A 24157-nucleotide genomic window follows, 5' to 3' on the forward strand; every position below is an offset into this window, starting at 1 on the left:
GTCCAAAATAATACAGGGGGTGTGTCAGTGATGGGAGAAGTCCACTATATGATTTCAGAGGCGGCCAGGCGTGTCAATGTGGAGGCGCATGTGCTCAGATACTGGGAAGAAGAACTGGAACTTCCGATTGAACGGACAGAATTGGGACATCGGTATTATACGGAAGAGAACATACAGCTGTTTCACTGTATTAAGAACTTAAAGGAGCAGGGGATGCTTTTGAAAGAGCTAAAAGAGATCATTCCTGACTTACTTAAGACAAAGGCCAAGGTGAAAAAGCAGGAGATTGTGAAGGCGGTTCCTGAAGTGGTTGAAAAACAGGAGCTAAAGGCGGAAGAGAATCCAAAAGAAGTGCAGGACAAGCTTGCCAAGGTGCAGGAGGTTTTCCAGTCATTTATGAAAACTGCCCTGGAGGAAAACAACCAGGTGCTTGAAAAGGCTGTCGGAGACTATGTGTCAGAGAAGGTGATAAAAGAGATGGACTATCTGATGCAGGCGAAGGAGAGGCAGGAAGAAGAGCGGTTCCAGAAACTGGATCATCTTATCCGGCAACAGCAGACACTCCGAAAAGAGTCCGCTCGTTTTGGAGCGGGAAAAAGACTAAAGAAGATGCTTGGGACAAGCTGGACATAAAAAGGAGTGGGATCGTCTTGTATCCCACTCCTTTTGCCTGTGTACACCTGCATATGTTTATAAATTACTCAGCAGAAATAGCTCCTGTTGGACATTGAGCTGCGCAAGCGCCGCAGTCAACACAAGCTGCTGGGTCGATTTCATAGTGATCAGCGCCCTGGCTGATAGCTCCTACTGGACATTCAGCTTCACAAGCTCCACAGCTTACACATGAATCGTTAATTACGTGTGCCATAACTTTCATCCTCCTTTTCGTGTATTGTGAAAACTTTATTTCAATGATAATTTTAATACAAACAGTAGGAAGATACAAGAAAATTTATGGTTTTAATTCAGTACAATTTTCAATAAGGAAGGAATGTGGTAATCCGAAAAATTAAGAAAATATTTATGTTTTCCAATGAAAATTAGTGTATAGTATAGGTGTTAAATTTTCTTAAAATCAGGAGTGATCAAAGCATGAAGTTATATAAACGGATAACGGCACTGGCGCTGTGCGCGGCACTTGTGTTTGGTGGGTGTACATCAAAGCCTGAGAAAGAAACATCACAGGATGGCAGTGCCAAGGCAGAAGAAAATGAAGAGAAGAGCAGACAGCAGGCATATTTAGATATGCTGCGCCCCCTTGCCTACGGAAATGCAGAGGGGCTCAAACTTGAAAAGGGCACATACATATCCATTATCGGAAAAGGAGAGAAGTCAGAGTTTTGGAAGACAGTAAAAGAGGGCGCGGCTGCGGCTGCGGACGATCTCAATACGATACTTGGATATAAGGGAAATGACAAGATCAAAGTCGTTTACGGTGGACCTGCAAATGACGGCGATGCGGAAGAACAGATCAATATTCTGGATGAAGAGCTTGACCGTTATCCGGCGGCTCTGGGAATTGCGGTGATCGACGAGCAGTCCTGCGCAGTTCAGTTTGATCTGGCGGCGGAAAATGACATTCCTATAGTTGCTTTTGATTCCGGAACAGATTACCAGGGAATCGAGGCTATGTGTTCCACGAACAATGAGGAGGCTGCAAAGACAGCCGCCGGAAAACTTAGCGATGCACTGGGAGGACAAGGAGAGGTAGTGATTTTTGCCGAGAGCTCCACATCAGCATCTACAAGACAGAGAGTGGACGGTTTTCGAAATGAGCTAAAGGCAAACAGCCCGGAAATAAATGTGGTCAATGTATATTACATGGATCAGTCTGCAAACCTTGCCAAGAGCATTGCTGAGGAAGAGGCAAAGAAACAGGCAGGGGAAGGCGGAGCCGTGATGACTGAAGAAGAGATTCAGGCGAAAGCAGATGCCATGACATGGGAGGAAATCGTAAAATGCATGATGGAAGCTCATCCGGATGCAAAGGGCTATTTTGGAACAAATGCAGATGTTTGTCAGGCAATTTTAAAAGGTGCGGATGAGTTGGAAAAAAAAGATATCAAAATTGTGGGATTTGATGGAGGCGAAGAGCAGATCAAAAGCCTGGACGACGACAGGGTGGTAGGACTGATACTCCAAAATCCATTTGCCATGGGGTACGCCACAGTCATCGCAGCGGCAAGGGCGGCTCTTGGTATGGGAAATGAAGCCTTTGTGGACAGCGGATACACATGGGTGACAAAAGATAATGTGGATAAAAAGACGATACAGAATATGCTGTATTAAAAAAGGATACTGCAGAAACGAAATATTTTCTGCAGTATCCTTTTGTCATATGGGAAAAGTTTTGGGCAAAAGACTCTCAGAATTGCCTTTCTTTTGGAAGGGAGAAGGTAAATTCTGTTCCAACACCCTCTGTACTGATAACATTGATATTTTCATTATGTGCCTGCAGGATTTCCTTGACAATGGCAAGGCCAAGTCCTGTACCCTTTTTGTCCTTTCCGCGCGACTGGTCTGTCTTGTAAAAGCGTTCCCAGATTTTTCCAAGACTTGACTTTGGAATGCCGATTCCATGGTCTTTGACGCAGATAGATACCTTTCCGGACCGCTCCGTAGTCTCCACAGTGATGGAGGAGCCCTCGGGACTGAATTTGAGCGCATTGTCAATCAGGTTGTAGAGTACCTGCTGGATTTTTCGCTGGTCCGCGTACACAGTAAGTGTCTTGGAAGCAAAGAGAAGTTCAATGGACAGCTTTCTTGATGTACAGCGGCCCTCAAAACTTTCCGCTGTCATTTTGATAACCTCGTGGATATCAAAAGAAGATTTGTTGAGAAGGAGCTCTTTTGTATCAAATTCATTCAGGGTCAGCAGATCTTTTGTCAGGTCTGTCAGTCTCTCGGTCTCAAAGAGAATGATCTTTAAATATTTCTCCTGCATCTGGGGCGGGATCGTTCCGTCTGCCATTGCCTCCACATATCCCTTGATCGAGGTCAGAGGAGAGCGGAAATCGTGCGAAACATTTCCGATAAATTTTTTTTGATAATCCTCCATATCCTTCAATTGTCTGGACATGTAGTTTAGGGATGCGGAGAGAAAGCCGATTTCATCGCTTGAGCTGACGGGAATCTCGTAGTCCAGATTGCCAAGAGCATACTGTTTGGCGGCCTCCGTGATCTCCGTAAGTGGAATATAGATAAAAAGATGGATTCCAAGCAGTATCAAAAACGTAAAAATATAGATAACTGTAAAGGTAATGTACACATTGAGGAGAAGGCTGGATTTTGCCTCCTCGATATCTGCCAGAGGCCGGTGCAGCAAAAGATACCCTTTTGTCGAAAAGTCATGTGTCACAGGCACAATGACACTGATCACGTCCTCGGCAAGAAGATTGTGATAGTTTCCTACCTGATACTGGTCAGAGCCGTTTTCCAGGGGGTCAAAGTCCGGGATGGATTCCGGTGCCTGCTGTCCGAATACGGACACGTACTCGATAAAATTTCCGTTTTTGTCCACAAACCATGCGCTTGCATGCATGGATGCGCACAAGCCCGACAGCTGAAGATTCAAATCTTCTTTGGATATTTGCTCCACAAAATAAGAGGAAAGGTATTTGGAAGAAAATGAAGTTGCTTCCGTGTACAGAACTTTCCCACTGTTTTTTATGAGCGAATCCTTGATCAACTGGGACGACAGTGTAGCGATTGTAAAGATACTTAAGAAACCCAGGATCAAATAGATAATGATAAATTTCAGGTAAAGTGTACTTTTCATATTACTTTACCTCAAACTTGTATCCGATTCCCCACACTGTGCTCAACTTCCAGCTCTCATGATCTTTAATTTTCTCGCGGAGACGCTTGATATGCACGTCTACGGTTCGTGTGTCTCCAATGTATTCATATCCCCATATCTGGTCGAGGAGCTGTTCCCTTGTAAACACCTGATTCGGAGAGGAAGCAAGGAAATAAAGCAGCTCCAATTCCTTTGGCGGCATATCCACCTGGTTGCCGTCCACGAGAACAGAATAGTTAGTAAGATTAATGATAAGACCAGGATATTCGACACATTTGCTTTTTTCGGAGGAAACACTTTCGGATTTGACCGGCTGGTATCTGCGCAGCACGGCCCTCACTCTGGCAACCATTTCCTTTGAATCAAAAGGCTTGATGATATAGTCGTCTGCACCAAGCTCAAGTCCCAGTACCTTGTCAAACACTTCTCCCTTTGCAGAGAGCATAATGATCGGAATCTGCGACTTGGAGCGGATCTCCCGGCAGACCTGGTAACCGTCCATGCCCGGAAGCATCAGGTCCAAGAGAACAAGGTTTGGGCCGTATTCATCGAAAGCGGTCAGCGCATCCTCTCCGTCGTGGACAATCTTTGTGTCAAAGCATTCCTTAGTAAGATAAAGAGAAATCAGCTCTGCAATGTTTTCGTCATCGTCTACAATTAAAATTTTCTGTTTTGCTATCATTCAAAAATTCCCCCCTTATTTGAATTCAACGATCGTAACTCCGGCATCTCCCTCGCCAAACTCTCCAAGGCGGAAAGATTTGATGTGTTTCTGGCGGCGCAGGTAATTGTGGATTCCTTTCCTTAACGCTCCGGTGCCTTTTCCATGCACGATCCGTACAGGATTTACATGGGAAAGATATGCGTCATCCAGATATTTGTCAAGCTCCGCAATGGCCTCGTCCACAGTTTTTCCAAGAAGATTGATCTCCGGTCTTACGGACATTGTTTTGGACATTTTCATCTTCCCGGATGAGGTGCGCGGCATAAACTTGTGTGTGACGGTCGGTTCTTCGATGATCTCCAGGTCGGAAATATTTACCTGGGAGCGGAGAATCCCCATCTGCACAAACAGATTTCCTTTTGCATCCGGCTTTGAACTTACGGTTCCGGTCAAATTCATGCTAAGGACCTTGACGGATTCTCCGAGTTTAAAGTCAGAAGGCTTATATTGTTTTTTCGGTTTCGTGGTGCCAAGTTTTACTTCAGGGCGATTTTTTTCCATTTGCCTGCGGATCCGCTCGCGCTCTTTTTCCATTTCAGCAGCTGATACGTTGGCCTTTCCGAATTTCCGGAAATTTTTCATGGTCTCGTCCGCAAAATCTTTTGCATCTTTCAAGATAGAGCTTGCCTGCTCTTTTGCTTCGTTGAGGATGCGTTCTCTCTGCGCATCAATCTTTTCCTGTTTTATCTGGGCCTGCTGTTTCAGTTTTTCGATTTCCTGCTTATAACTTTTGATTTCAGCCTGTTCTTTTTCAATGGTACGCTTGCTGTTCTCCAAATCCGTCAGGAGATCTTCAAAGGATTCATCCTGCTCGGACAGGTGAGTCTTGGCGCTGTCGATAATGAAGTCTGGAAGACCAAGTCTTTTGGAGATTGCAAAAGCATTGCTTTTTCCCGGTATGCCTAGAAGAAGGCGGTAAGTCGGGCGAAGAGTCTGTACATCAAACTCGCAGCAAGCATTTTCTACGCCCGGGGTTGAGAGGGCGTAAACTTTCAGCTCGCTGTAGTGTGTTGTCGCCATGGTACGGATCCCTCTTTTGTGGAGGTAGTCCAGAATGGCGATGGCCAAAGCGGCTCCCTCGGTCGGATCGGTGCCTGCCCCGAGTTCATCAAAGAGGACAAGTGATTGCTCGTCCACTTTTTTTAGAAAATGTACAATATTTGTCATGTGGGAGGAGAAGGTACTCAAACTTTGTTCAATGCTCTGCTCATCTCCGATATCCGCGTACACGTCCCGGAAGATGGAAAGCTCACTTCGGTCAAGAGCAGGGATGTGAAGACCTGCCTGCCCCATGAGCGTGAACAATCCCACGGTTTTTAAAGACACAGTTTTTCCGCCCGTGTTCGGCCCGGTAATGACAAGAAGGTCAAAATCTCCCCCCAAGGTTATTGTGATCGGGACAACCGACCTCTTGTCGAGAAGAGGGTGACGGCCTTCGCGGATGTGAATGCGTCTTTCTTCGTTGAACAAAGGCTTGCTGGCATTCATGGACAGAGCCAGGGAGCCTTTTGCAAAAATAAAATCCAGCTCTGTGAGCACATGGTAATCCGTGCGGATTTCTGATACATATTCGGCGGTTTCATTGCTTAAGTTGGCCAGAATGACCTGGATTTCTTCCTGTTCTTTTCCATAAAGCTCTTTTAGGTCATTGTTCAGTTTTACGACCGCCATGGGCTCAATGAAAAGTGTGGAGCCTGTGGAGGACTGGTCGTGGATCATTCCGCCAACCTGGCTGCGGTATTCTGCCTTTACCGGAAGACAGTAACGGTCCCCCCGCATGGTGATGATGGCGTCCTGCAGATAATTCCGGTAAGAGCCATTGACAAGGCTGTTCAGGGTGCTGTGCACCTTGTCGTTCAGCATGTGGATGTTTCTGCGGATATGTTTTAAAGTGCTGCTGGCATCATCGCTGATCTCATCCTCTTCGATGATGCACTGGCGGATCCGCGCTGAGATTGGATGCAAAGGCTCCAGCTGTTCAAAATAGGTGTCCAGACAGTCAGAATTGTCATCTGCTGTCTCATGCCGGCCGAATGCTTTGAGTTTTCCGGCAGTCTCCAAAAGAGCGGCGATGCGAAGAAGTTCTCCACAGCCTAAGGCCGCTCCGATCTCCAATCGTTTCAAAGATTCTTCCACAGGTTTGACGCTGCCAAAGGATGGGCGGCTTTTTCGGACAATACGGTCAAAAGCAGCTTTTGTCTGCTCCTGGGCAGTCTCAATCTGTGAGAGATCTGTCATAGGACGGAGTGTGCGGCACAGTTCCTTCCCACCCATGGAGGAGGCCTGTTCCACTAATAATTCTATAATCTTATTGTATTCAAGTTTTCCTAAAGTTTTTCTGTTCATATTGATTCCCCTTATTTATCTAGATTCATTTTACATGATTTATATTATAAAGAAAAGGAAAAAATTCGATAGTGAGTTGAACATCCAAGTTGAATCATGTATACTTATGAGCAGAATAAAAGGAGTTAATTCACCTATGGGATACGAACAAGAACCAAAAAAGCCATCGGAAGAAGAAAAGGAATCCTATCCATTTCTTCAGGAGACAATCAAGGCTGAGCCTTGGAGTTTGAAGAAAATGTTCAAAAAGGCAGGAAAAATAGCGGCGGGCGGGCTTGTTTTTGGGCTGACAGCGTGCGTGGGGTTTACTGTGGTCTATCCTTGGATGTCGGACAGATTCAAGAGCAATCCAAAGGAAGTTACCATCCCAAAAGATGAGGAAAAATTAGAAGATACACAGGATCCTGCAAAGGAAGAGGGTACCTCTGCTGTCACTTTGGAGCACTATAAAGAAATGCACAAGGTGCTGTGTCAATGTGCGAGTGCGGCCGGCAAAGGAATCGTAACTCTTCAGACAATGAACTGGGATGAAACGTCCGAAGGAGGACAGGTTTCAGGGGCAGTTATGGCAGACAATGGCAATGAACTTTTGCTCATATCCGACAACAGTATCGCAACCACAGAGGAACCTGTACTTGTCAGTTTCAGTGACGGGGAATTTTACCCTGTATCCTTGAAAAAGCAGGACGGCAATTTGGGAATTGCTGTGTACGGGGTGGAAAAATCCATTTTGAAAGATTCCACGATGAACAACACAAGTGTGCTGAAACTTGGAAATTCCAATGCAGTTGAGAAAGGGGATCCGGTCATTGCAATAGGATGCTGCATGGGGAATTCGGATGGAGCCGGATATGGTGTGATAAGTTCCATAAAAGGGACGAAGACGGAAGCTGACGGAGAGTACGGACTTCTTACAACAGATATTGCCGGATCAGAAGGGCAGACGGGATTTCTTGTCAACCTTGAGGGTGAGATCATCGGGATTACGCTCAAGGACATGAATGGAACCGGAAACTTAATTTCAGCTTACGCAATCTCAGGGCTCAAAAGTGAGATTGAATTTCTTTCAAACGGAAAAAGCGTTCCTTATATTGGGATTATTCCTGCGGAAGTGCCGGAAGAGACAAGGGAGACAACGACCATTCCTGATGGGATCTATGTGAAACGTGTGGAGGAGGATTCCCCGGCTATGCGCGCAGGAATACAAAGCGGTGATATTCTGTCTGAGGTGGATGGGCGTGCCCTTACCTATATTGGTATTTACCACAATATTTTAATGGAAAAAGAAAAAGGCGATACTGTGGATATTTTAGTAAAACGAAGCGGTAACGGAGGGTACGAGGATCTTTCGTTTAAAGTAGAGATAGGAAGTAAAGAATAGAAAGAGGATGAATATGAGATATATCAATACTCTCCGCGAAGGAGAGACTATTAGAAATGTATATTTATGCAAGGGAAAACGCTCTGCGGAGACAAGAAACGGCAAACCGTACGACAATCTGATCCTTCAGGATAAGACGGGAACTTTGGACGGAAAAGTTTGGGATCCGAATTCCCAGGGGATTGCGGAGTACGAGGAAATGGATTTTATCGAAGTATACGGGGAGGTAACCAGCTACAATGGAAATCTGCAGATGAACATCCGTCAGATAAGGAAAGCGGAGGAAAGCGAGTACGCGCCGGCGGATTATATGCCGGTCAGCGAAAAAAGCGTGGACGGAATGTACGAGATGCTGTTGTCTTATGTACGGCAGATTGAAAATCCGTATCTGAAGAAAGCGGTAGAGTACTATTTTGTGGATGATCCGGAGTTTATCAAACGGTTTCAGGCACATTCCGCGGCAAAAAGTGTGCATCATGGATTTTCCGGAGGACTTTTAGAGCACACGCTCAGCGTTGTAAAGATGTGCGAGTACTTTGTAAATGCTTATACGATTTTTAACAAAGATCTGCTCTATGCAGCAGCGCTGTTCCATGATATCGGCAAGACAAAAGAGCTGTCTCCTTTTCCGGAAAATGATTACACGGATGACGGACAGCTGCTTGGACACATTGTCATTGGCGTGGAGATGGCAGATGAGGCGATCCGCTCTGTGGAAGGATTTCCGCCAAAGCTTGCAAGCGAGCTGAAACACTGTATTATCGCACATCACGGAGAGTTGGAATACGGTTCACCCAAAAAACCCGCACTGGCAGAAGCGTTGGCGCTCAACCATGCGGACTGCGCGGACGCAAGATTCCAGACACTCAAAGAAGTGTTTAAGGATAAGAACAGCAAAGACTGGCTTGGCTACAACAGACTGTTTGAATCTAATCTAAGAAAAACAAGCATTTCATAAAAAAGCAGGACGGGGTATCGTGTATATTCCGTCTTTTTCTTTCAAAAAAACAATGACGGAGGAAGACTTATGCAGAAAAATGATACTGCGGTTGTGACAATTGAGGATATCGGAGTAAATGGCGAAGGAATCGGAAAGGTGGACGGCTATACGCTTTTTATCAAGGATGCGGTCATCGGAGATACGGTGGAAGCAAAAGTGATGAAGGCAAAGAAAAATTACGGTTACGCAAAACTGTTGAAAGTCATAGACCCATCCCCTGCAAGAGTACGGCCGGCCTGTCCGATTGCAAGGCAGTGCGGCGGATGCCAGATCCAGGAGATGGATTATGAAAAACAGCTCTGGTTTAAGGAGGAGAAGATCAAAAATAACCTGGAGAGGATTGGCGGCTTTGACAGGGATCTGATCGAGTCTGTCACAGAGGAAATCTGCGGCATGGAAAGTCCGTACCGTTACCGAAATAAAGCACAATTCCCGATCGGAAGGAACAAGGAAGGGCATATCATCGCAGGATTTTATGCGGGCAGAACGCACCATATCATTGCGCAGGATGACTGTATGCTCGGAGTGCAGGTAAATAAAGAAATACTGGAAATCATTGTCCGCTATATGGAGGAATGTCAGGTGGAGCCGTATGACGAGGAAAAACATAATGGGCTTGTACGCCATGTGCTCATCCGCTATGGATTTATCACAAAAGAGATCATGGTCTGTCTTGTCATAAACGGAGAACGTGTTCCAAATGCAGAAGTCTTGACAGAGCGCCTTGGCAGAATCTTAGGCATGACAAGCATTACCCTAAGTGTCAACAAAGAAAAGACAAATGTGATCATGGGGAAGGAGATCAAGTCTTTGTGGGGACAGGATTACATCACGGACTATATCGGGGATGTGCAGTACCGTATTTCACCGCTTTCTTTTTATCAGGTAAATCCGGTGCAGACAGAAGTACTGTATAATCTGGCTCTTTCCTATGCAGGACTTTCCGGAGGTGAGACGGTATGGGATCTGTACTGCGGAATCGGGACCATTTCCCTTTTCCTGGCAAAGAAAGCAAAGATGGTGTACGGCGTGGAGATCATTCCGCAGGCGATTGAGGATGCAAGGGACAATGCAAGAAGAAATGGAATTGAAAACGCAAAATTTTTCGTTGGGAAAGCAGAGGAAGTGCTGCCAAGAGAGTATGAGAAGAATCAGGTGTACGCGGATGTCATTGTGGTGGATCCTCCGAGAAAAGGGTGCGATGAGAGCCTGCTGGACACGATGCTTAGAATGCAGCCAAAAAGAATTGTGTATGTGAGCTGCGACAGTGCGACACTTGCGAGAGATTTGAAGATCTTGTGTGAGGGCGGATATGAGATTGTGAAGGTAAGAGGAGTGGACCAGTTTCCGCACACGGTGCATGTGGAGACGGTTGCTCTACTCATACGAAATGCTGTATAAATAAAATGAAAAATCAGATAAATACCACGAGATATAGTTATTTCTCCTTTGGGAGGAAAGCTCAAGGATGTGTCTTTGTACATCATTCTCACCGATCTTTTGATTTGATAATAAGCTTATAAAGAATCCGTATCGTTCTGATGTCAATTCTCCTATACTTGCCAAAGCAATCATTGTATCTAGTATTTTCTTATCTTCAATTTGTTTATAGGAGTATGGAAATACTATGTGTGGCAGATGCTTTTATGGATTTTGAAATAGCAATCAGGACAGAAAGCGTATATAATTTTGAAGGGGGCTAAAGTTGTCAAAATAGCATGATGGGAGAGAAGTATTTCTTTCCGATTGGAATTTTCCGGGATGTTGTCTTTAGTTGTCAGATTGCCAACAATAGTTGGTTGCCTATCAATTGGAAACTTTTGAGGTGTTTAGTTATGTATGAGAGAGAAAAAATAATCCGGTTATGGTTTAGTATGTGGCTTACACAACAGGATTTTGGCATTGATGATATTTTCGCAGAAGATGTGGTTTATATAGAGAGCTGGGGGCCAAAATATGATAACCGCAAAACAGTAAAACACTGGTTTGATGAATGGAATACGCGTGGTAAGGTCATCAGTTGGGATATTAAACAATTTATTCATAAAGACAATCAAACTGTTGTAGTGTGGTATTTCAAAAACGAAATGTACAATGGTAAAATAGAAGAATTTGACGGAATTTCTATGATTGAATGGGCAGCAGATAATAAGATAAAGTTATTAAAAGAATTTGGCTGTAATCGGAATAACTATAATCCTTATGAAAATGGGGACAAACCTCAATTTAGAGATGAAAAGGCAAGTTGGTTTTAATAGTTGAATCGTCCTTGTAACTATCGAAAAACCAATAGCGGCGCATGAAGATAATGCAGTTTTGGCGGGTCAGCGTGTTCAACGGTTTTCTGATCTGCGATACAGGTCCGATTTCCTGTAAAGCAATCGCATAGTAGCTGCTTTGTTTGGCTGCTCCCTTTCGCCAATAGATTTTCCGTAAAATGTTCCGAACAAGTATCCTTATTGACAAACCCCATAAAAATTTCTATAATACTAATGCTTGCTCGGAGGGCAGATCATTCGTTGGAAATGATTGGCTGGATAAGGCACAGGCTGAAATGTCTGTTCTTTATCCGGCTTTTTTTGTTTTTAACAATATAAGCGGAGGTGTGAAAAAAGAATGGATTTTCTAAACGAAAAAATTAAAAAGATTTACTTTAAATATTTAGCGGCAGCTTTTGGGAGTGCCTTGATCACGGCGATTTATTCCATAGTAGATATGGCGATGGTCGGTCAGTATCATGGACCAGAAGGGTCGGCAGCTCTGGCAGTGGTTGCTCCTATATGGAATATCATCTACAGTTTTGGCCTTTTGATGGGCATCGGTGGGTCAGTGCTTTTTAGTATTATCCGCGGCAAATCAGAGGGTGACCAGAAGAAATCAAACGAATATTTTACGGCCTCAGTGATCGGCTCTCTTATTCTTACTGCGATTATTTGGCTTGTGATCGTATTTTTTGATGAGAAACTGCTGTTGATTTTTGGGGCAAAGGACAACACGCTGGTACTGGCAAAAGAATATGTTGCTCCGATCAAGTTTGCAATCCCGTGTTTCCTGTTCAATCAGATGTTGGCAGCATATTTGCGAAACGATAAGAATCCGGCTCTTGCAACAGGAGCTGTTTTGACAGGTGGAATCTTTAATATATTTGGAGACTATTTCTTTGTGTTTACCTGTGATATGGGTGCATATGGAGCAGGGCTTGCCACAGCCATTGGTTCGGCCATCAGTTTTGTTGTCATGATGTCCCATTTCTTTCAGAAGAAAAATTCCCTGCATCTGGTCAGGCCGACTCATTTATTCAAAAAATTGAAAGAGATTTTTGTCACAGGGTTTTCGACCTTTTTTATCGATGTGGCAATGGGGATCCTTACGATCCTGTTTAACAGACAGATCATGAAGTATCTGGGAACAAATGCCTTGGCTGTGTACGGGATAATCGTTAATATCAGTACATTTGTACAGTGCTGTGCTTACAGTGTCGGGCAGGCTGCTCAGCCGATCATTTCCACAAATTTTGGCGCAGGAAAGGGCAAAAGAATCAGAGAGACATTGAAATATGCATTGGGGACAACCGCATTTTTCAGCGTTCTGTGGACAGTGTTGAGTTTGGCGGTCCCAAATATGTTTATCCGCATTTTTATGGCCCCTACGCAAGAGGTGCTGCAAATAGCACCGGCAATCTTCAGGTACTATGGAATTTCTTTCCTTTTGTTGCCGCTGAACATTTTTTCGACTTATTATTTCCAGGCTTTGATGCAGCCGAAAGCGGCATTTGTTGTTTCTGTGAGCAGGGGATTGATCATCAGCGGAATTTTTATATATTTGCTGCCGTCAATTGTTGGGGCCGATTTCATTTGGTTCGCTATGCCGGTGACAGAAATGATCGTCGCAGTTTATGTCATAAAAGAGATGGTAAAATATACAAAACAGTTGAAAAATGAAAACAGCAGTGATGTTGATTGTAAATGTGAGAATGGCTTGCTATAATGTGGTTAGTTTTACGTTTGTTTTGGCTGGTGAACACCTGCTGGAAGGAAAATGATATCAATGGAGAGGCACATTGATAAAAGGCTATGGAAAGGAACCGTATATAAAAGACAATGGATTGTAAATTGAAAGAAAAAGGCTGCGGCGGATGTCCGATGCTTCTGATGCCGTATGAAGAACAGTTGAAAAAGAAACAAAAATATGTAAAAAAGCTGCTGGGATGCTTTGCAAAAGTGCAGCCCGTAAAAGGCATGGAACATCCATGGCATTACAGGAACAAAGCAATCTCCACCTTTGCCGAAATCCAAGGAAGGCAGCTGATCAGCGGTATTTATGCATCGGGCAGCCATTATGTTCTGCCTGTGGATACGTGTTTTTTGCATCACCCCGCGCTTGACGAGGCCATAAAGGCAGTGCGGAAAGCAGCGCGGGAATGCCGTTACCGGGCGTATGATGAGGATAAAAAAACAGGACTGATACGCCATGTTCTTGTGCGGCACAGCCTGAAGACAGATGAGCTTCTCGTGGTTTTGGTAACTTCAGAAAAAGTACTGCCCGGGGCAAAAGATTTTGTAAAAAGAGTAAGACAAAAGTGCCCGAAAATCACCACCATTGTCCAGAATATCAATCCGCGCTCTACGAGCGCAGTGCTGGGATTTTCCGAGAGAGTGCTTTATGGGAGAGGATTTATTGAGGACTGTCTGGGCGGAGTGGATTTTAGGATTTCTGCATCAAGCTTTTATCAGGTGAATCCTGTACAGACAGAAGTTTTGTACAAGACAGCCATTGAGATGGCAGCGCTAGACGGGACACAGAGTGTTTTGGACGCCTACTGTGGAGTGGGGACGATTGGATTGGTGGCAGCAGGACACGCAAAAAGTGTGATTGGGATTGAAAGAAATGGACAGGCCGTCAAATGTGCAGTGGAAAATGCGAAAATCAATGGGATTCAAAATGTCCGTTTCGTAAATGCAGATGCAAGTGATGCCATACAGCGCATGGCGGCAAGAGGTGAATGCGTGGACGTGGTATTTATGGATCCGCCAAGAGCCGGGAGTACTCCGCAATTTTTGGCGGCAGTAAACCTGATGGCCCCGAAAAAACTGGTGTATATTTCCTGCAATCCGGAAACCCAGAAAAGAGATTTGGAGATTTTGAGAAAAATGGGATGGAAGGTGCGGCGCATACAGCCGGTGGATATGTTTCCGCACACGGATCATGTGGAGACGGTTGTACTCCTGGAGCGGAAATCTTAATCTATGAATAGATAATTCTACCGGTACTCTGCCGGGATCGCAAAGCATCGAAGGATCCCGGCAGGTACGGTGGGTGATCTTCTTTATTTGGAAAATTTATTGTACGATTTGAATGTGGTATTTTTCCAGCCAATAATTTACCTGCAGCATATAGGCAAGCATTTGCGGTCCGGCCATCAGCTGTCCGTACCATGGTTTTCCATAATCGGACGGACTGTTTAAGAATGCGTGGACTTTTTTATCGTCCAATAATGGCCGGATCGGTGCGGAGGGGTCAAAAAGAACTTCCTTCAGCTGGTTTCCCAGCATTTTTTCATAGGCAGGATCATAAGTTTTGGGATATGGACTCTTTCGCCTCCAAAGGATGTCATCTGGCAGCATTCCTTCCCCAACGTGCCGCAGCAGCCCCTTTACAATGCCATTCGGGCATTTGATGTGCCATGGTATATTGAAAACATATTCCACGATCCGGTGGTCAGCAAGAGGCACTCTTGCCTCCAATCCGTTGTACATACTGGTGCGGTCCATCCGGTCCAGAAGCGTGACCATAAACCAGCGCAGATTCAGATATGCAATTTCCCGTCTCCGTTTCTCTTCCGGAGTGTCTTCGGGCAGGAGAGGGGTTTCGTGAATGGTTTGTTCATAAGCTGCGCGGGCATATTCCTCCATGTGCAGGGCTTGAATGACATCATCGCTTAAAAGTGCCTGCCTGGGTTCCATACTCATGGACCATGGAAATGCATCTGTTTGAAATGCTTTTGCATCGTGGAACCACGGATAACCGCCAAAGATTTCATCTGCACACTCACCGGTCAATGTGACCTTATTGTAATCCGTAACCTTTGAACAAAAATACAGCATGGAGGACTCTACATCAGCCATGCAGGGGAGATCTCTGGCATCCACTGCTTTATAGAGACACTCCAGCTGATCCTGGTTGCTGCATTCCAGAAAATGGTGGTTTGTGCCGGCAAAGGCAACCATTTGTTCCACATATGGCCGGTCCTGGCTGGGTTGGAAAGAATTTGACTCAAAATATTTGTTGTTATCCTGAAAATCAAAGGAAAATGTATTCAGTACTTTTCCCTGCTTTTTTAGCTCTCTGGCGCAGATTGCTGTGACAAGACTGCTGTCCAGGCCGCCGGAAAGAAAGGTACTGATTGGAATATCCGAAAGCATTTGCTTTTTTACAGCATCTTCCACAAGCCATGCGGTCTTTTCAATGGTTTCTTCCATGGAATCTTCATGAGGACGGCTTTCCAGTTTCCAGTAGGGTTCAATGGTACAGGATTCATGATTAAAGATAAGGCAGTGGCCCGGGAGGACTTCCTTGATATTTTTAAAAACACCTTTTCCATAAGTTTTTGCAGGGCCAAGTGCAAAAATTTCACAAAGTCCGCTGCTATCCAGAACGGGATTGATACCCGGATAGGCGAACAGACCTTTAATCTCAGAGGAGAAAACAAGTGTTTTGTTTATCATCGTATAGAACAGGGGTTTCACACCAAGGCGGTCCCGGAACAGATAAATCTGACCAGGTATGGAATCCCAAAGTGCAATCGCAAAAATTCCATTCAGTTTTTTGATATAGTCTTTACCGTGCAGCATATATCCGGCCAGTATCACTTCCGTATCACTGGTGGTATGGAATGTAGCTCCTTCCGACAAAAGTTCTGTTTTCAATTCTTGCATATTATAGATTTCACCGTTAAAGACAATCGCACATTCTCTGCCTGACTGTTTTCTTACCATGGGCTGCTGCCCGGTGAGCAGGTCAATGATTTCCAGCCGCACATGGGCCAGACCGCACAGAGGACTTAGATAAGTCCCCTCATCGTCAGGGCCTCTGCGTTTTTGCGCACGGTTCATATCATCCAGGATTTGCTCCCATTTGTCTTTTTTTGCGGTGTAATTTTCATTAGCATTATAAAAACCTGCAATTCCACACATCTTTTACACTCCTTTTAACATATGATAGGCTGATACTGTCTGCCCTCCAGAGCAGTTTCCAGGGAAGGGATCAAAAGCTCTGTATGCGCGATCATGGAATTTGGCTTTTTCTCCGGGTTATCCTGGCCAAAAGGAATAAAGTAAATATTTTTTGCATTCAGCAGCAGGCCAATATTTTTCATATTCATACCAAGGGCGTCGTTTGTGGAGATTGAGATCAGCAGAGGCTTATTATTCCGAAGATGTGCTTTTGCCGCCATCAATGCAGGGGTATCTGTGATGCCGTTGGCAAGTTTGGCAATCGTATTGCCGGTACATGGAAAAAGAACGAGGATATCCAGAAGGTTACCAGGCCCGATCGGTTCGGCATCAGAGATGGTAGTGATCGGCTTATTGCCTGTGATTTCCTCGGCTTTTTTCATAAAGTCTTCTGCTTTTCCAAAGCGGCTGTCAATGGTTGTGGCGGCATCTGAAAAGATTGTCTGTACTAAGGCTCCTTGGTCAGTGAGTTTCTGAAGTTCTTTAAATACCTTTTCGTATGTGCAAAAAGAGCCTGTAAGGGCTACTCCTACACGCTTTCCTTTTAAAGACATTTTTGTTCCTCCTTTAGAATCCTTTCAATTGTTTCTTTTATGGCTTTGGCGGATGAGGAAGGAGCATATTTTCCAGGGAGACCTGGGCAAGGCAGAGCATTGATCCCAAGTTTCTTGGCAGATGCAAAATCCACGCCGCCGGGAGCAGAGGCGATATCGATGATCGCAACAGTACATTTCATCTCTGATAAAAGGTCTGAAGTTATCACTTTGGAGGGGATTGTATTAAAGATAAAATCAAAATCTCCCACGCATGTTCCAAAATCTTTTAAGGTTCCGGTTCTGTCAGCAATAAGGGCGGCCTTCGCACGTTCGTCTTCTTCATTGGAAACAACATACAGATTGGCAAACATTCCTTTCAGGTAGCATGAGAGAGTGCTGCCGCATTTTCCATATCCTAATACTGCGCAGGAACTTTTGTGCAGATTTACAGGGCTTTGCCGGATTGCTTCACATATGGCGCCTTCGGCTGTTGCAATGCTGTTATAACGGGCCAGAGACTGATCTGACATCAGGTCAAAGACATGTACACCCCTTCCCACAGCTTCTAATCTGAATTTTTCAGGTATACATCCCGCAAAGAGTGTTTGATCGGGTTTCAGATTAGAAAGAATGAGGTTTATGGGCAGATCCTCGTCAAATACGGATTGATTCAAAAAATTCCCATTTCTGGTAAAAGGAATGGGGCAGATAATGCAAGAGGAGACATTACAGATTTTTTCCAGAGAACTTTTGGCGGCAACAAGAGAGGTATCCGAACAACGACGATGATCCGGTGTTGCACAAAGGGCATAGTGGCAGATACGGGTTGTATGGTGCGCAAGCTCTTCTACAAGATACACCTGACGCGTATCGCCGCCTATGACTGCATAATCGTACTGGTAGTTCATTGAGAACCTCCAAAGAAGTTTAATTTATAATATGTAGAAACGGGGAAATGTGTTATTTAGAAGAGATTGTCCTGCTGGTTATAACTGGGCTTTTTTATATTTGATACTTTCTGATCTCCACCGGAATATCTTCGGCCGCAATACATTTCACTGCGTCTTCTGTACCAGCGGCTACGGCTGTATCGTAATACCAGCATTTATATTTTAAAAGATTCATTGTCTCCTTGAGAGCCTCCATCTGCCGTTCTACTTCTTTCATACGGTTGTGGAACAATTCCTGGCGCTTTTTCAGGGAGGAGTCGCCTTCCTGACACCAGCTTAAGAATTCTTTGATATCCTTGATGGACATTCCGGTGTTTTTCAGGCATTCAATGACGCGCAGTGCAGCGACCTCCTTGTCGGAAAAGACGCGGATCCCTCCGTTGGAGCGCTCCAGTCCAGGGAACATTCCCTCTCTGTCGTAGTATCGCAGCGTGGATATCGCAATACCGGTCATATTTGAAATTTCTCCAATAGAATGATACATATACGTTCTCCTTTAAATAAAAAATTTTAATAAAATGTCTTGACCTAAAGTTAACTTCAGGTTCTATAATCATGTTAAAACTAAAAACCAACCATGTCAACAAGAGGTTGCTTTAATCGTAAAAATTGCAGATCAATGCGTTGATCTGGATGAAAGAAAGGAAGTTTAAACCATGAATATGAATTTTGATTTCAATAACCCAACAAGGATTTTGTTTGGAGCAGGTAAACTCAATGAATTGGGAGATCAGGCAATGCCGGGCAAGAAGGCAATGGTGATCATTTCAAATGGAAAATCCACAAAGGAAAACGGATATCTTGACCGCACACTTGCACAGCTTGAGAGGGCGAATGTGGAAAGTGTTGTATGGAATGGAATTATGGAAAACCCATTAAAAGAAGCAGTCATGGAAGGCGCGGCTTTTGCAAAAGATAATGGCTGTGATTTCCTCGTGGCATTGGGAGGAGGAGCAGTCCTGGATTCCTCCGTGGCGATCTCCGCGATGGCGGCAAATGAAGGCGATTTATGGGACTATGTGTGCGGCGGAACAGGGAAAGGCAAGATGTTAAAAAACAATGGGCTGCCGATCGTCACCATCACCACAACTGCAGGAACAGGCTCTGAGATCAATTGCTGGGGCGTAATCTCCAACCTGGAAACGAAAGAAAAAATCGGATTTGGCGATCCGAGACTGACTCCGGTGCTTGCGGTTGTTGATCCGGAACTGATGCGGACAGTTCCGCCAAAATACACGGCATACCAGGGATTTGACGCATTATTCCACAATACAGAGGTCATGATGTCAAAGGGTGTGAATATTTTAAGTGAAACAATCGCGCTTTCCGCGATCGAGCATATTGCCAAATATCTGCCAAGAGCAGTAAAGGATGGAAATGACCTGGAGGCGCGCGAGCATGTGGCCTATGGAAGTACCATGGCGGGAATGACCATGCAGCTTACGAGCACAACAGCCCAGCACTCCATGGAACATTCCATGAGTGCATATCACCATAACCTGCCGCATGGAGCAGGACTGATCATGATCTCCAAGGCATTTGCAGAGTTTTTCATTGAGCGCCATGCATGCGATGAACAGTTTATCAAAATGGCAAAGGCAATGGGAATAGAAGATGCCGATAAACCGGAAGATTTTATCACAGCTTTGGTAAATCTTCAGGAGGCGTGCGGGGTGGCTGATTTGAGAATGAGTGATTACGGTTTTACCCCGGAGGAGTCCATGACACTTGCCAAAGGCGCAAGAAGTATGCAGGGAGGCCTTTTCCTTGCAAATCCATGTGAGATGACGGACGAAGACTGCGCAGGAATTTTTGAGAAATCCTACCGTTAAAATAAGGAGAGTGAATTTGATGGAAAGACCATATATTTTCTGCCACATGATGACGTCCCTGGACGGCAAGATCATGGGAAATTATATGACAACCCAAAACAGTGAAAAAGCAGGAGAGGTTTTTTACAATATTGCATTTGGAGAACATCCGTATTATGAACACAGAGGCTGGCTGTCGGGAAGAGTGACAACAGATGACAACTTTACATTTTACAAAAAACCCAAATTGGATGAAAGTGCGCCTAAAGTGCCGGAAGGGGATTATATTGTAGCCCCGGATCTGCCGATGTATTATGTATCTGTAGATCCTTCGGGAAAACTTGGCTGGGAGTCCAATGAAGTGATATACCAGGATACAAAGGCACATGTGCTGGAAGTGCTGACGGAAAAAGCGTCCAATGCATACAAAGCTTTTTTGAGAAAAAGGGGGATTTCCTATATCATTTGTGGAAAAGAAGGACTGGATTACGCGCTGGTTTTGAAAAAAATAAAAGAAATATTTGGAATCAAGACATTGATGCTTGGCGGCGGGGGAGTACTGAACTGGTCGTTTATCCAGGCAGGCATGTGCGATGAACTCAGCATTGTGATGGCGGCCTCAGCGGACGGCTCTTCCAAGACACCTACGTTATTTGAATGCGGAGAGGGATTTGGCCGGGATCGGGCAATTGACTTCAAACTTTTGGATGTGCAAAGAAAAGAAGGAGACAGCCTTTGGCTGCGTTACAAAGTTTTATACGACGAAAATTAAAAATTTAGGAGGCGGTAAAGATGAGCAAAGCATTGGTAGCATATTTTTCAGCGAGCGGTGTGACCGCAAAACTGGCCAGCAAACTGGCCGAAACAACAGGAGCAGATTTACATGAGATTGAGCCAAAGCAGCCGTATTCTGCTGCGGATCTGAATTGGAACAATCCAAACAGCCGAAGCAGCGTGGAGATGAAAGATAAAGCGTTCCGCCCGGAAATCGCAAATAAGGTAGAGCATATGGACCAATATGATATCATTTATGTAGGATTTCCAATCTGGTGGTATGTGGCTCCGACCATTATCAATACATTTCTGGAACAGTATGATCTGAAAGGGAAAACAGTGATTCCTTTTGCAACTTCCGGCGGCAGCGGTATGGGAAATACAAACGCAGAGCTGGCAGGTTCCTGCCCGGGCGCGGTACTAAAAGAAGGAAAGAGATTTTCAATAAGCGTAAGCGAACCGGAATTGAAGGCGTGGACAGAACAAGCAACAGTATAAAACTGGCTGTACAGTAAAGGTCAGTCAGGAAACAGACAGTCTTAACAGGGGTAAGGAATGATTCATATGAATCATTCCTTACCCCTATAAATTTGTCCTTTCCATTGCCTTGTTCATTAGTAGGAAGTATAATCAGTTTAGAAATTTATGCTATAAGAAAAAGGAGACAGGCAGATGTATATCCGGAAATACAAACAAGAGGACTGTGTAGATTTAAGCAAACTGTTTTATGAAACCGTACACACTGTCAATTCCAAAGATTACACAGAAGAACAATTGTGTGTCTGGGCGACTGGAAAGATAGATTTGGAAAAATGGAACCAATCCTTTTTGGAGCACTGCACATATGTGGCAGTTGAAAAGGAAATGATCGTGGGATTTGCCGACATGGACGATACCGGATATCTGGACAGACTGTATGTGCATAAAGATTGTCAGGGCAGGGGTGTGGGAAAGGAACTCTGTGATGCGTTGGAATTGTCCGTGGGGAGCAAAAAGTTTACGACACATGCGTCCATTACTGCAAAACCCTTTTTTGAAAAAAGGGGGTATCAGGTTGTGAAAAAACAGCAGGTCGAAAGACAGGGCATTTTTTTGACGAATTATGTCATGGAAAAGAGACAAGAACAGGAAACGTTTCAGGATACACAAGGAGGGACGAAAAGATGAAGGCGTATAAGCAGATGCGGGGAAGATATGAGATTATTTATTACAGCGTAGAGATCACAGAGGATATGAAAGCACTGGCGCTTGACTTTGCAAAGAACATCATCCTTACAGACAATCAGTATTCCAGACTTTTGCCTGAAAATGTGAAAAATTCTCATGATGTGTCGCTGCAGCAGAAGATTGAGATACAGAGAACGTATATGGGGAAACTTGGGGAACTTGCCTTTGCCAAATTTTTGGATGAAAAAGGAAAACAGGTGGACATCCGGGGCATGTTTCAAATCTATGAGGGGCAGACAAATGTGGATAATTTTGATTTCAGGACCAGAAACGGAATGTCTGTGGATATCAAGACGGGATTTCGCAACATACACAGAAGGCTGCTTGTAAATGTGGAACAGTTTGAAAATCTTCCAAAGGATTATTATGTTGCAGTGAAATTAAACGCAAAAGACGTCAATTCCCAGGATAAGCTGGTAGACTGGGACGATATCACGGAAGCGTACATTCAAGGGTATGCCCAGTACACATATCTCAATGAACACCCACAGATCCAGGATTTTGGCGAAGGCCCGGCAAATTGGCTGATGTATGACCAGCTGATGGGAATTGACAGATTGCTGCCTTTGTTTTAATTCATTTTGTACACCGCAAAATTAAGGATTGCGGCAAATACACACCACAGAAAATACGGTATCTGCAGAATAGCGGCCAGAGGGCTGATTTGGTAAAAATAGTAGATCATCAAGGTGAGGATGAAAAGCAGTGCCAGCAGCCATAAAAATGCAAGAAAATATTGTGAAAATCCGAAGAACAGGATACTCCACGTAAAGTTGAAAAACAGCTGAAGTCCATAGAGGAACAGAGCTTTTTGTTTCTTCGGATCTTCTGTTTCATAGATCAGGTATGCACTGATGCCCATGAGGAGATAGAGTACGGCCCACACAATGGGGAACAGTGCGGCCGGCGGTGCAAATGATGGCAGGATCAGATCGTCATATCCTCTGGCATTTCCGCTAAGCAGAGAGGAAATGGAGCCGATGGCGAGGGGAGTGAGGAGAAAGATCGCAAAAACAGACTTATCTTTGATTTTCATAAGGTTTACTTCCGGAAATTTTGTTGATATATCCTATGAGGAAGAGGAAATAAATATACGAATATTTTGAGGACAATTGGGCATAATCGTTCATTATCCGAAGAATTGTTTGGAAAAAACCGGAGGGGACAACAATGGAAGTGGATCATAAAGAGAAAGCGGCCTGTATGAATGCAGGATGCAGTGCAGTATCGTGGGAGACAATGGATGGGAAACATTTGTGGGGGAGAAATTTTGATTTTAACCGGCTTGCAAAGGGGACAAATGTCTTTTTCATTCCGGCAAAAACTCCCTATCAAATCTGTCCGGAAGAGGAGCCGACGGGGAAAGGGGACAGGGAAAGAAAGACGATATACGGGATCATTGGAATCGGGGTTTCTCTTTCTTTGGATTGTCCCATTTTTTACGAGGGTATGAATGAAGAGGGGCTTATGGGGGGACAGCTCTACTACCGGGAGTTCGCAGATTTCTCCCGGAAAACAAATGAAGAGCGCACACCGGTGGCGCCGCCGTTACTGGTAACTTATCTTCTTGCAACCTGCAGGGATGTAGGGGAGGTTGCAAGGGAAATGAAAGAGAATATTCAGCTTGCCATGCAGCCGATATTTGGCAGCGTTCCACCATTACACTGGATGTTTACAGATAAACAAGGGCGTTCCATTGTAATCGAGTCAAGGAAAGAAGGCCTTTTTCTGTATGAAGATGCTATGGGTGTGCTGACAAACAGCCCGGGCTATGACTGGCACTGTACAAATTTACTCAATTACATGCACATTCGGGATGAGGACTATGGAAAGAGAGTGATAAATAGTCATGTACTAAATCCTTGTTTTTCCGGCAGCGGAGCTTTGGGGCTGCCGGGAGATTGTTCGTCTCCGTCCCGGTTTGTCAGGCTTGCATTTTTAAAGGAATTTATGCAAAAAGGAAGAAATGAGGAAGAAGGGGTTGCAGGTCTCTTTCATATGATGGGCCATGTCTCTTTTCCTGCCGGACTTGTGAAGGTAGGCCAAATAGGTGAGATTACAGAAATAGAGGAAGGGCTTGTCCCGTATGATTATACAGTTTATACGGCAGTGATGTGTGCAGAGTCTCTGAGTTTTTACTGGACAACGTACGAAAACCAACAAATCAGATGCGTGGACATGAGAACGCTTTTGCAGGACAGAAGAAAAAGGGAATTTCCGCTTAAGGAAAAGGCAGAGTTTTGCCGCCTTTCCTAAAAGGTTGGCCAGAATACAGAGAATGTAATAAATTTATCAGATTTCCTTCACAAATCATTAAGAAGCCGGTCACAGTTCCTTCACAAAAAAAGGGTATAGTATACTTAACAAAGGAAACAAA

Annotated in this window: 23 protein-coding genes; 14 read left to right on the top strand and 9 right to left on the bottom strand. The window is 44.5% G+C overall.

Translation table 11 applies throughout. The features are described from left to right. The first annotated feature begins 30 nt into the window (after positions 1-30). Positions 31-633, top strand: coding sequence for a helix-turn-helix domain-containing protein (locus tag B5F18_RS08185; RefSeq protein WP_087157188.1), 603 nt, complete (start codon positions 31-33; stop codon positions 631-633). Positions 634-697: 64 nt separating this feature from the next. Here the strand turns inward: B5F18_RS08185 and B5F18_RS08190 are convergent, their stop codons facing one another. Then, entirely contained in the window at positions 698-919 is a 222-nt protein-coding gene (locus tag B5F18_RS08190; RefSeq protein WP_334293335.1) for a DUF362 domain-containing protein, read from the bottom strand. Positions 920-1092: 173 nt separating this feature from the next. Here B5F18_RS08190 and B5F18_RS08195 point away from each other — a divergent pair, with 173 nt between their 5' ends. Beyond that, positions 1093-2289: a substrate-binding domain-containing protein gene (locus B5F18_RS08195; protein WP_087157190.1), complete on the top strand. Its 1197-nt coding sequence runs from the start codon at positions 1093-1095 to the stop codon at positions 2287-2289. 76 nt (positions 2290-2365) lie between these two features. Here B5F18_RS08195 and B5F18_RS08200 read toward each other — a convergent pair whose 3' ends face one another. The 3 genes from B5F18_RS08200 to B5F18_RS08210 are packed head-to-tail and all read right to left on the bottom strand — an operon-like array spanning position 2366 to position 6869. Beyond that, positions 2366-3778 carry a sensor histidine kinase gene (locus B5F18_RS08200; protein ID WP_087157191.1) on the bottom strand — a complete coding sequence of 471 codons (1413 nt, stop codon included), beginning with the start codon at positions 3776-3778 and terminating at the stop codon, positions 2366-2368. Between the two features lies 1 nt (position 3779). Further along, positions 3780-4481, bottom strand: a complete 702-nt coding sequence (locus B5F18_RS08205) for a response regulator transcription factor (RefSeq protein WP_087157192.1) — start codon at positions 4479-4481, stop codon at positions 3780-3782. A gap of 15 nt (positions 4482-4496) precedes the next feature. Continuing rightward, positions 4497-6869 carry an endonuclease MutS2 gene (locus B5F18_RS08210; protein ID WP_087157193.1) on the bottom strand — a complete coding sequence of 791 codons (2373 nt, stop codon included), beginning with the start codon at positions 6867-6869 and terminating at the stop codon, positions 4497-4499. Between the two features lie 136 nt (positions 6870-7005). On the opposite strand from B5F18_RS08210, the gene B5F18_RS08215 reads away from it, so the two are divergent. The 6 genes from B5F18_RS08215 (at position 7006) to rlmD (B5F18_RS08240) (ending at position 14493) form a co-directional block, all read left to right on the top strand. After that, positions 7006-8250, top strand: coding sequence for a S1C family serine protease (locus tag B5F18_RS08215; protein ID WP_162607567.1), 1245 nt, complete (start codon positions 7006-7008; stop codon positions 8248-8250). A gap of 13 nt (positions 8251-8263) precedes the next feature. Continuing rightward, positions 8264-9208: a 3'-5' exoribonuclease YhaM family protein gene (locus B5F18_RS08220; RefSeq protein WP_087157195.1), complete on the top strand. Its 945-nt coding sequence runs from the start codon at positions 8264-8266 to the stop codon at positions 9206-9208. Positions 9209-9277: 69 nt separating this feature from the next. After that, a complete protein-coding gene (rlmD, locus tag B5F18_RS08225; protein ID WP_087157196.1) occupies positions 9278-10651 on the top strand; it encodes a 23S rRNA (uracil(1939)-C(5))-methyltransferase RlmD in 1374 nt (457 codons plus the stop codon). 434 nt (positions 10652-11085) lie between these two features. After that, positions 11086-11505 carry a nuclear transport factor 2 family protein gene (locus B5F18_RS08230; protein WP_087157232.1) on the top strand — a complete coding sequence of 140 codons (420 nt, stop codon included), beginning with the start codon at positions 11086-11088 and terminating at the stop codon, positions 11503-11505. Positions 11506-11866: 361 nt separating this feature from the next. Continuing rightward, on the top strand, positions 11867-13237 hold the full coding sequence (locus B5F18_RS08235) for an MATE family efflux transporter (RefSeq protein ID WP_087157197.1): 1371 nt from the start codon (positions 11867-11869) through the stop codon (positions 13235-13237). A gap of 113 nt (positions 13238-13350) precedes the next feature. Further along, positions 13351-14493 (top strand): 23S rRNA (uracil(1939)-C(5))-methyltransferase RlmD, encoded by a 1143-nt coding sequence (rlmD, locus tag B5F18_RS08240; protein WP_087157198.1) that lies wholly within the window; start codon positions 13351-13353, stop codon positions 14491-14493. Between the two features lie 96 nt (positions 14494-14589). Here the strand turns inward: rlmD (B5F18_RS08240) and asnB are convergent, their stop codons facing one another. The 4 genes from asnB to B5F18_RS08260 form a co-directional block, all read right to left on the bottom strand. Continuing rightward, positions 14590-16443 carry an asparagine synthase (glutamine-hydrolyzing) gene (gene asnB / locus B5F18_RS08245; protein ID WP_087157199.1) on the bottom strand — a complete coding sequence of 618 codons (1854 nt, stop codon included), beginning with the start codon at positions 16441-16443 and terminating at the stop codon, positions 14590-14592. Positions 16444-16457: 14 nt separating this feature from the next. Next, positions 16458-17036, bottom strand: a complete 579-nt coding sequence (locus B5F18_RS08250) for a dipicolinate synthase subunit B (RefSeq protein ID WP_087157200.1) — start codon at positions 17034-17036, stop codon at positions 16458-16460. Then, positions 17027-17926 (bottom strand): dipicolinate synthase subunit DpsA, encoded by a 900-nt coding sequence (gene dpsA, locus B5F18_RS08255; protein WP_087157201.1) that lies wholly within the window; start codon positions 17924-17926, stop codon positions 17027-17029. Before dpsA ends, B5F18_RS08250 begins: the two co-directional genes overlap by 10 nt. 94 nt (positions 17927-18020) lie before the next feature. After that, entirely contained in the window at positions 18021-18452 is a 432-nt protein-coding gene (locus B5F18_RS08260; RefSeq protein ID WP_087157202.1) for a MerR family transcriptional regulator, read from the bottom strand. 172 nt (positions 18453-18624) lie between these two features. On the opposite strand from B5F18_RS08260, the gene B5F18_RS08265 reads away from it, so the two are divergent. The 5 genes from B5F18_RS08265 (at position 18625) to B5F18_RS08285 (ending at position 22355) form a co-directional block, all read left to right on the top strand. Further along, positions 18625-19800, top strand: coding sequence for an iron-containing alcohol dehydrogenase (locus tag B5F18_RS08265; protein ID WP_087157203.1), 1176 nt, complete (start codon positions 18625-18627; stop codon positions 19798-19800). 19 nt (positions 19801-19819) lie between these two features. Beyond that, positions 19820-20551, top strand: coding sequence for a RibD family protein (locus B5F18_RS08270; RefSeq protein WP_087157204.1), 732 nt, complete (start codon positions 19820-19822; stop codon positions 20549-20551). A gap of 20 nt (positions 20552-20571) precedes the next feature. After that, positions 20572-21051 (top strand): flavodoxin, encoded by a 480-nt coding sequence (locus B5F18_RS08275; protein WP_087157205.1) that lies wholly within the window; start codon positions 20572-20574, stop codon positions 21049-21051. Positions 21052-21225: 174 nt separating this feature from the next. Continuing rightward, a complete protein-coding gene (locus tag B5F18_RS08280) occupies positions 21226-21720 on the top strand; it encodes a GNAT family N-acetyltransferase (protein WP_087157206.1) in 495 nt (164 codons plus the stop codon). Next, entirely contained in the window at positions 21717-22355 is a 639-nt protein-coding gene (locus tag B5F18_RS08285; protein ID WP_087157207.1) for a hypothetical protein, read from the top strand. Before B5F18_RS08280 ends, B5F18_RS08285 begins: the two co-directional genes overlap by 4 nt. Here the strand turns inward: B5F18_RS08285 and B5F18_RS08290 are convergent. Beyond that, positions 22352-22816, bottom strand: coding sequence for a TspO/MBR family protein (locus tag B5F18_RS08290; protein ID WP_087157208.1), 465 nt, complete (start codon positions 22814-22816; stop codon positions 22352-22354). The two genes, B5F18_RS08285 and B5F18_RS08290, sit on opposite strands and share 4 nt — an antisense overlap. 134 nt (positions 22817-22950) lie before the next feature. Here B5F18_RS08290 and B5F18_RS08295 point away from each other — a divergent pair, with 134 nt between their 5' ends. Next, positions 22951-24036, top strand: coding sequence for a linear amide C-N hydrolase (locus B5F18_RS08295; RefSeq protein WP_087157209.1), 1086 nt, complete (start codon positions 22951-22953; stop codon positions 24034-24036). Positions 24037-24157: the final 121 nt, after the last annotated feature.

This window comes from Lachnoclostridium sp. An181 (genome assembly GCF_002160325.1).
Taxonomy (GTDB): Bacteria; Bacillota; Clostridia; order Lachnospirales; family Lachnospiraceae; genus An181.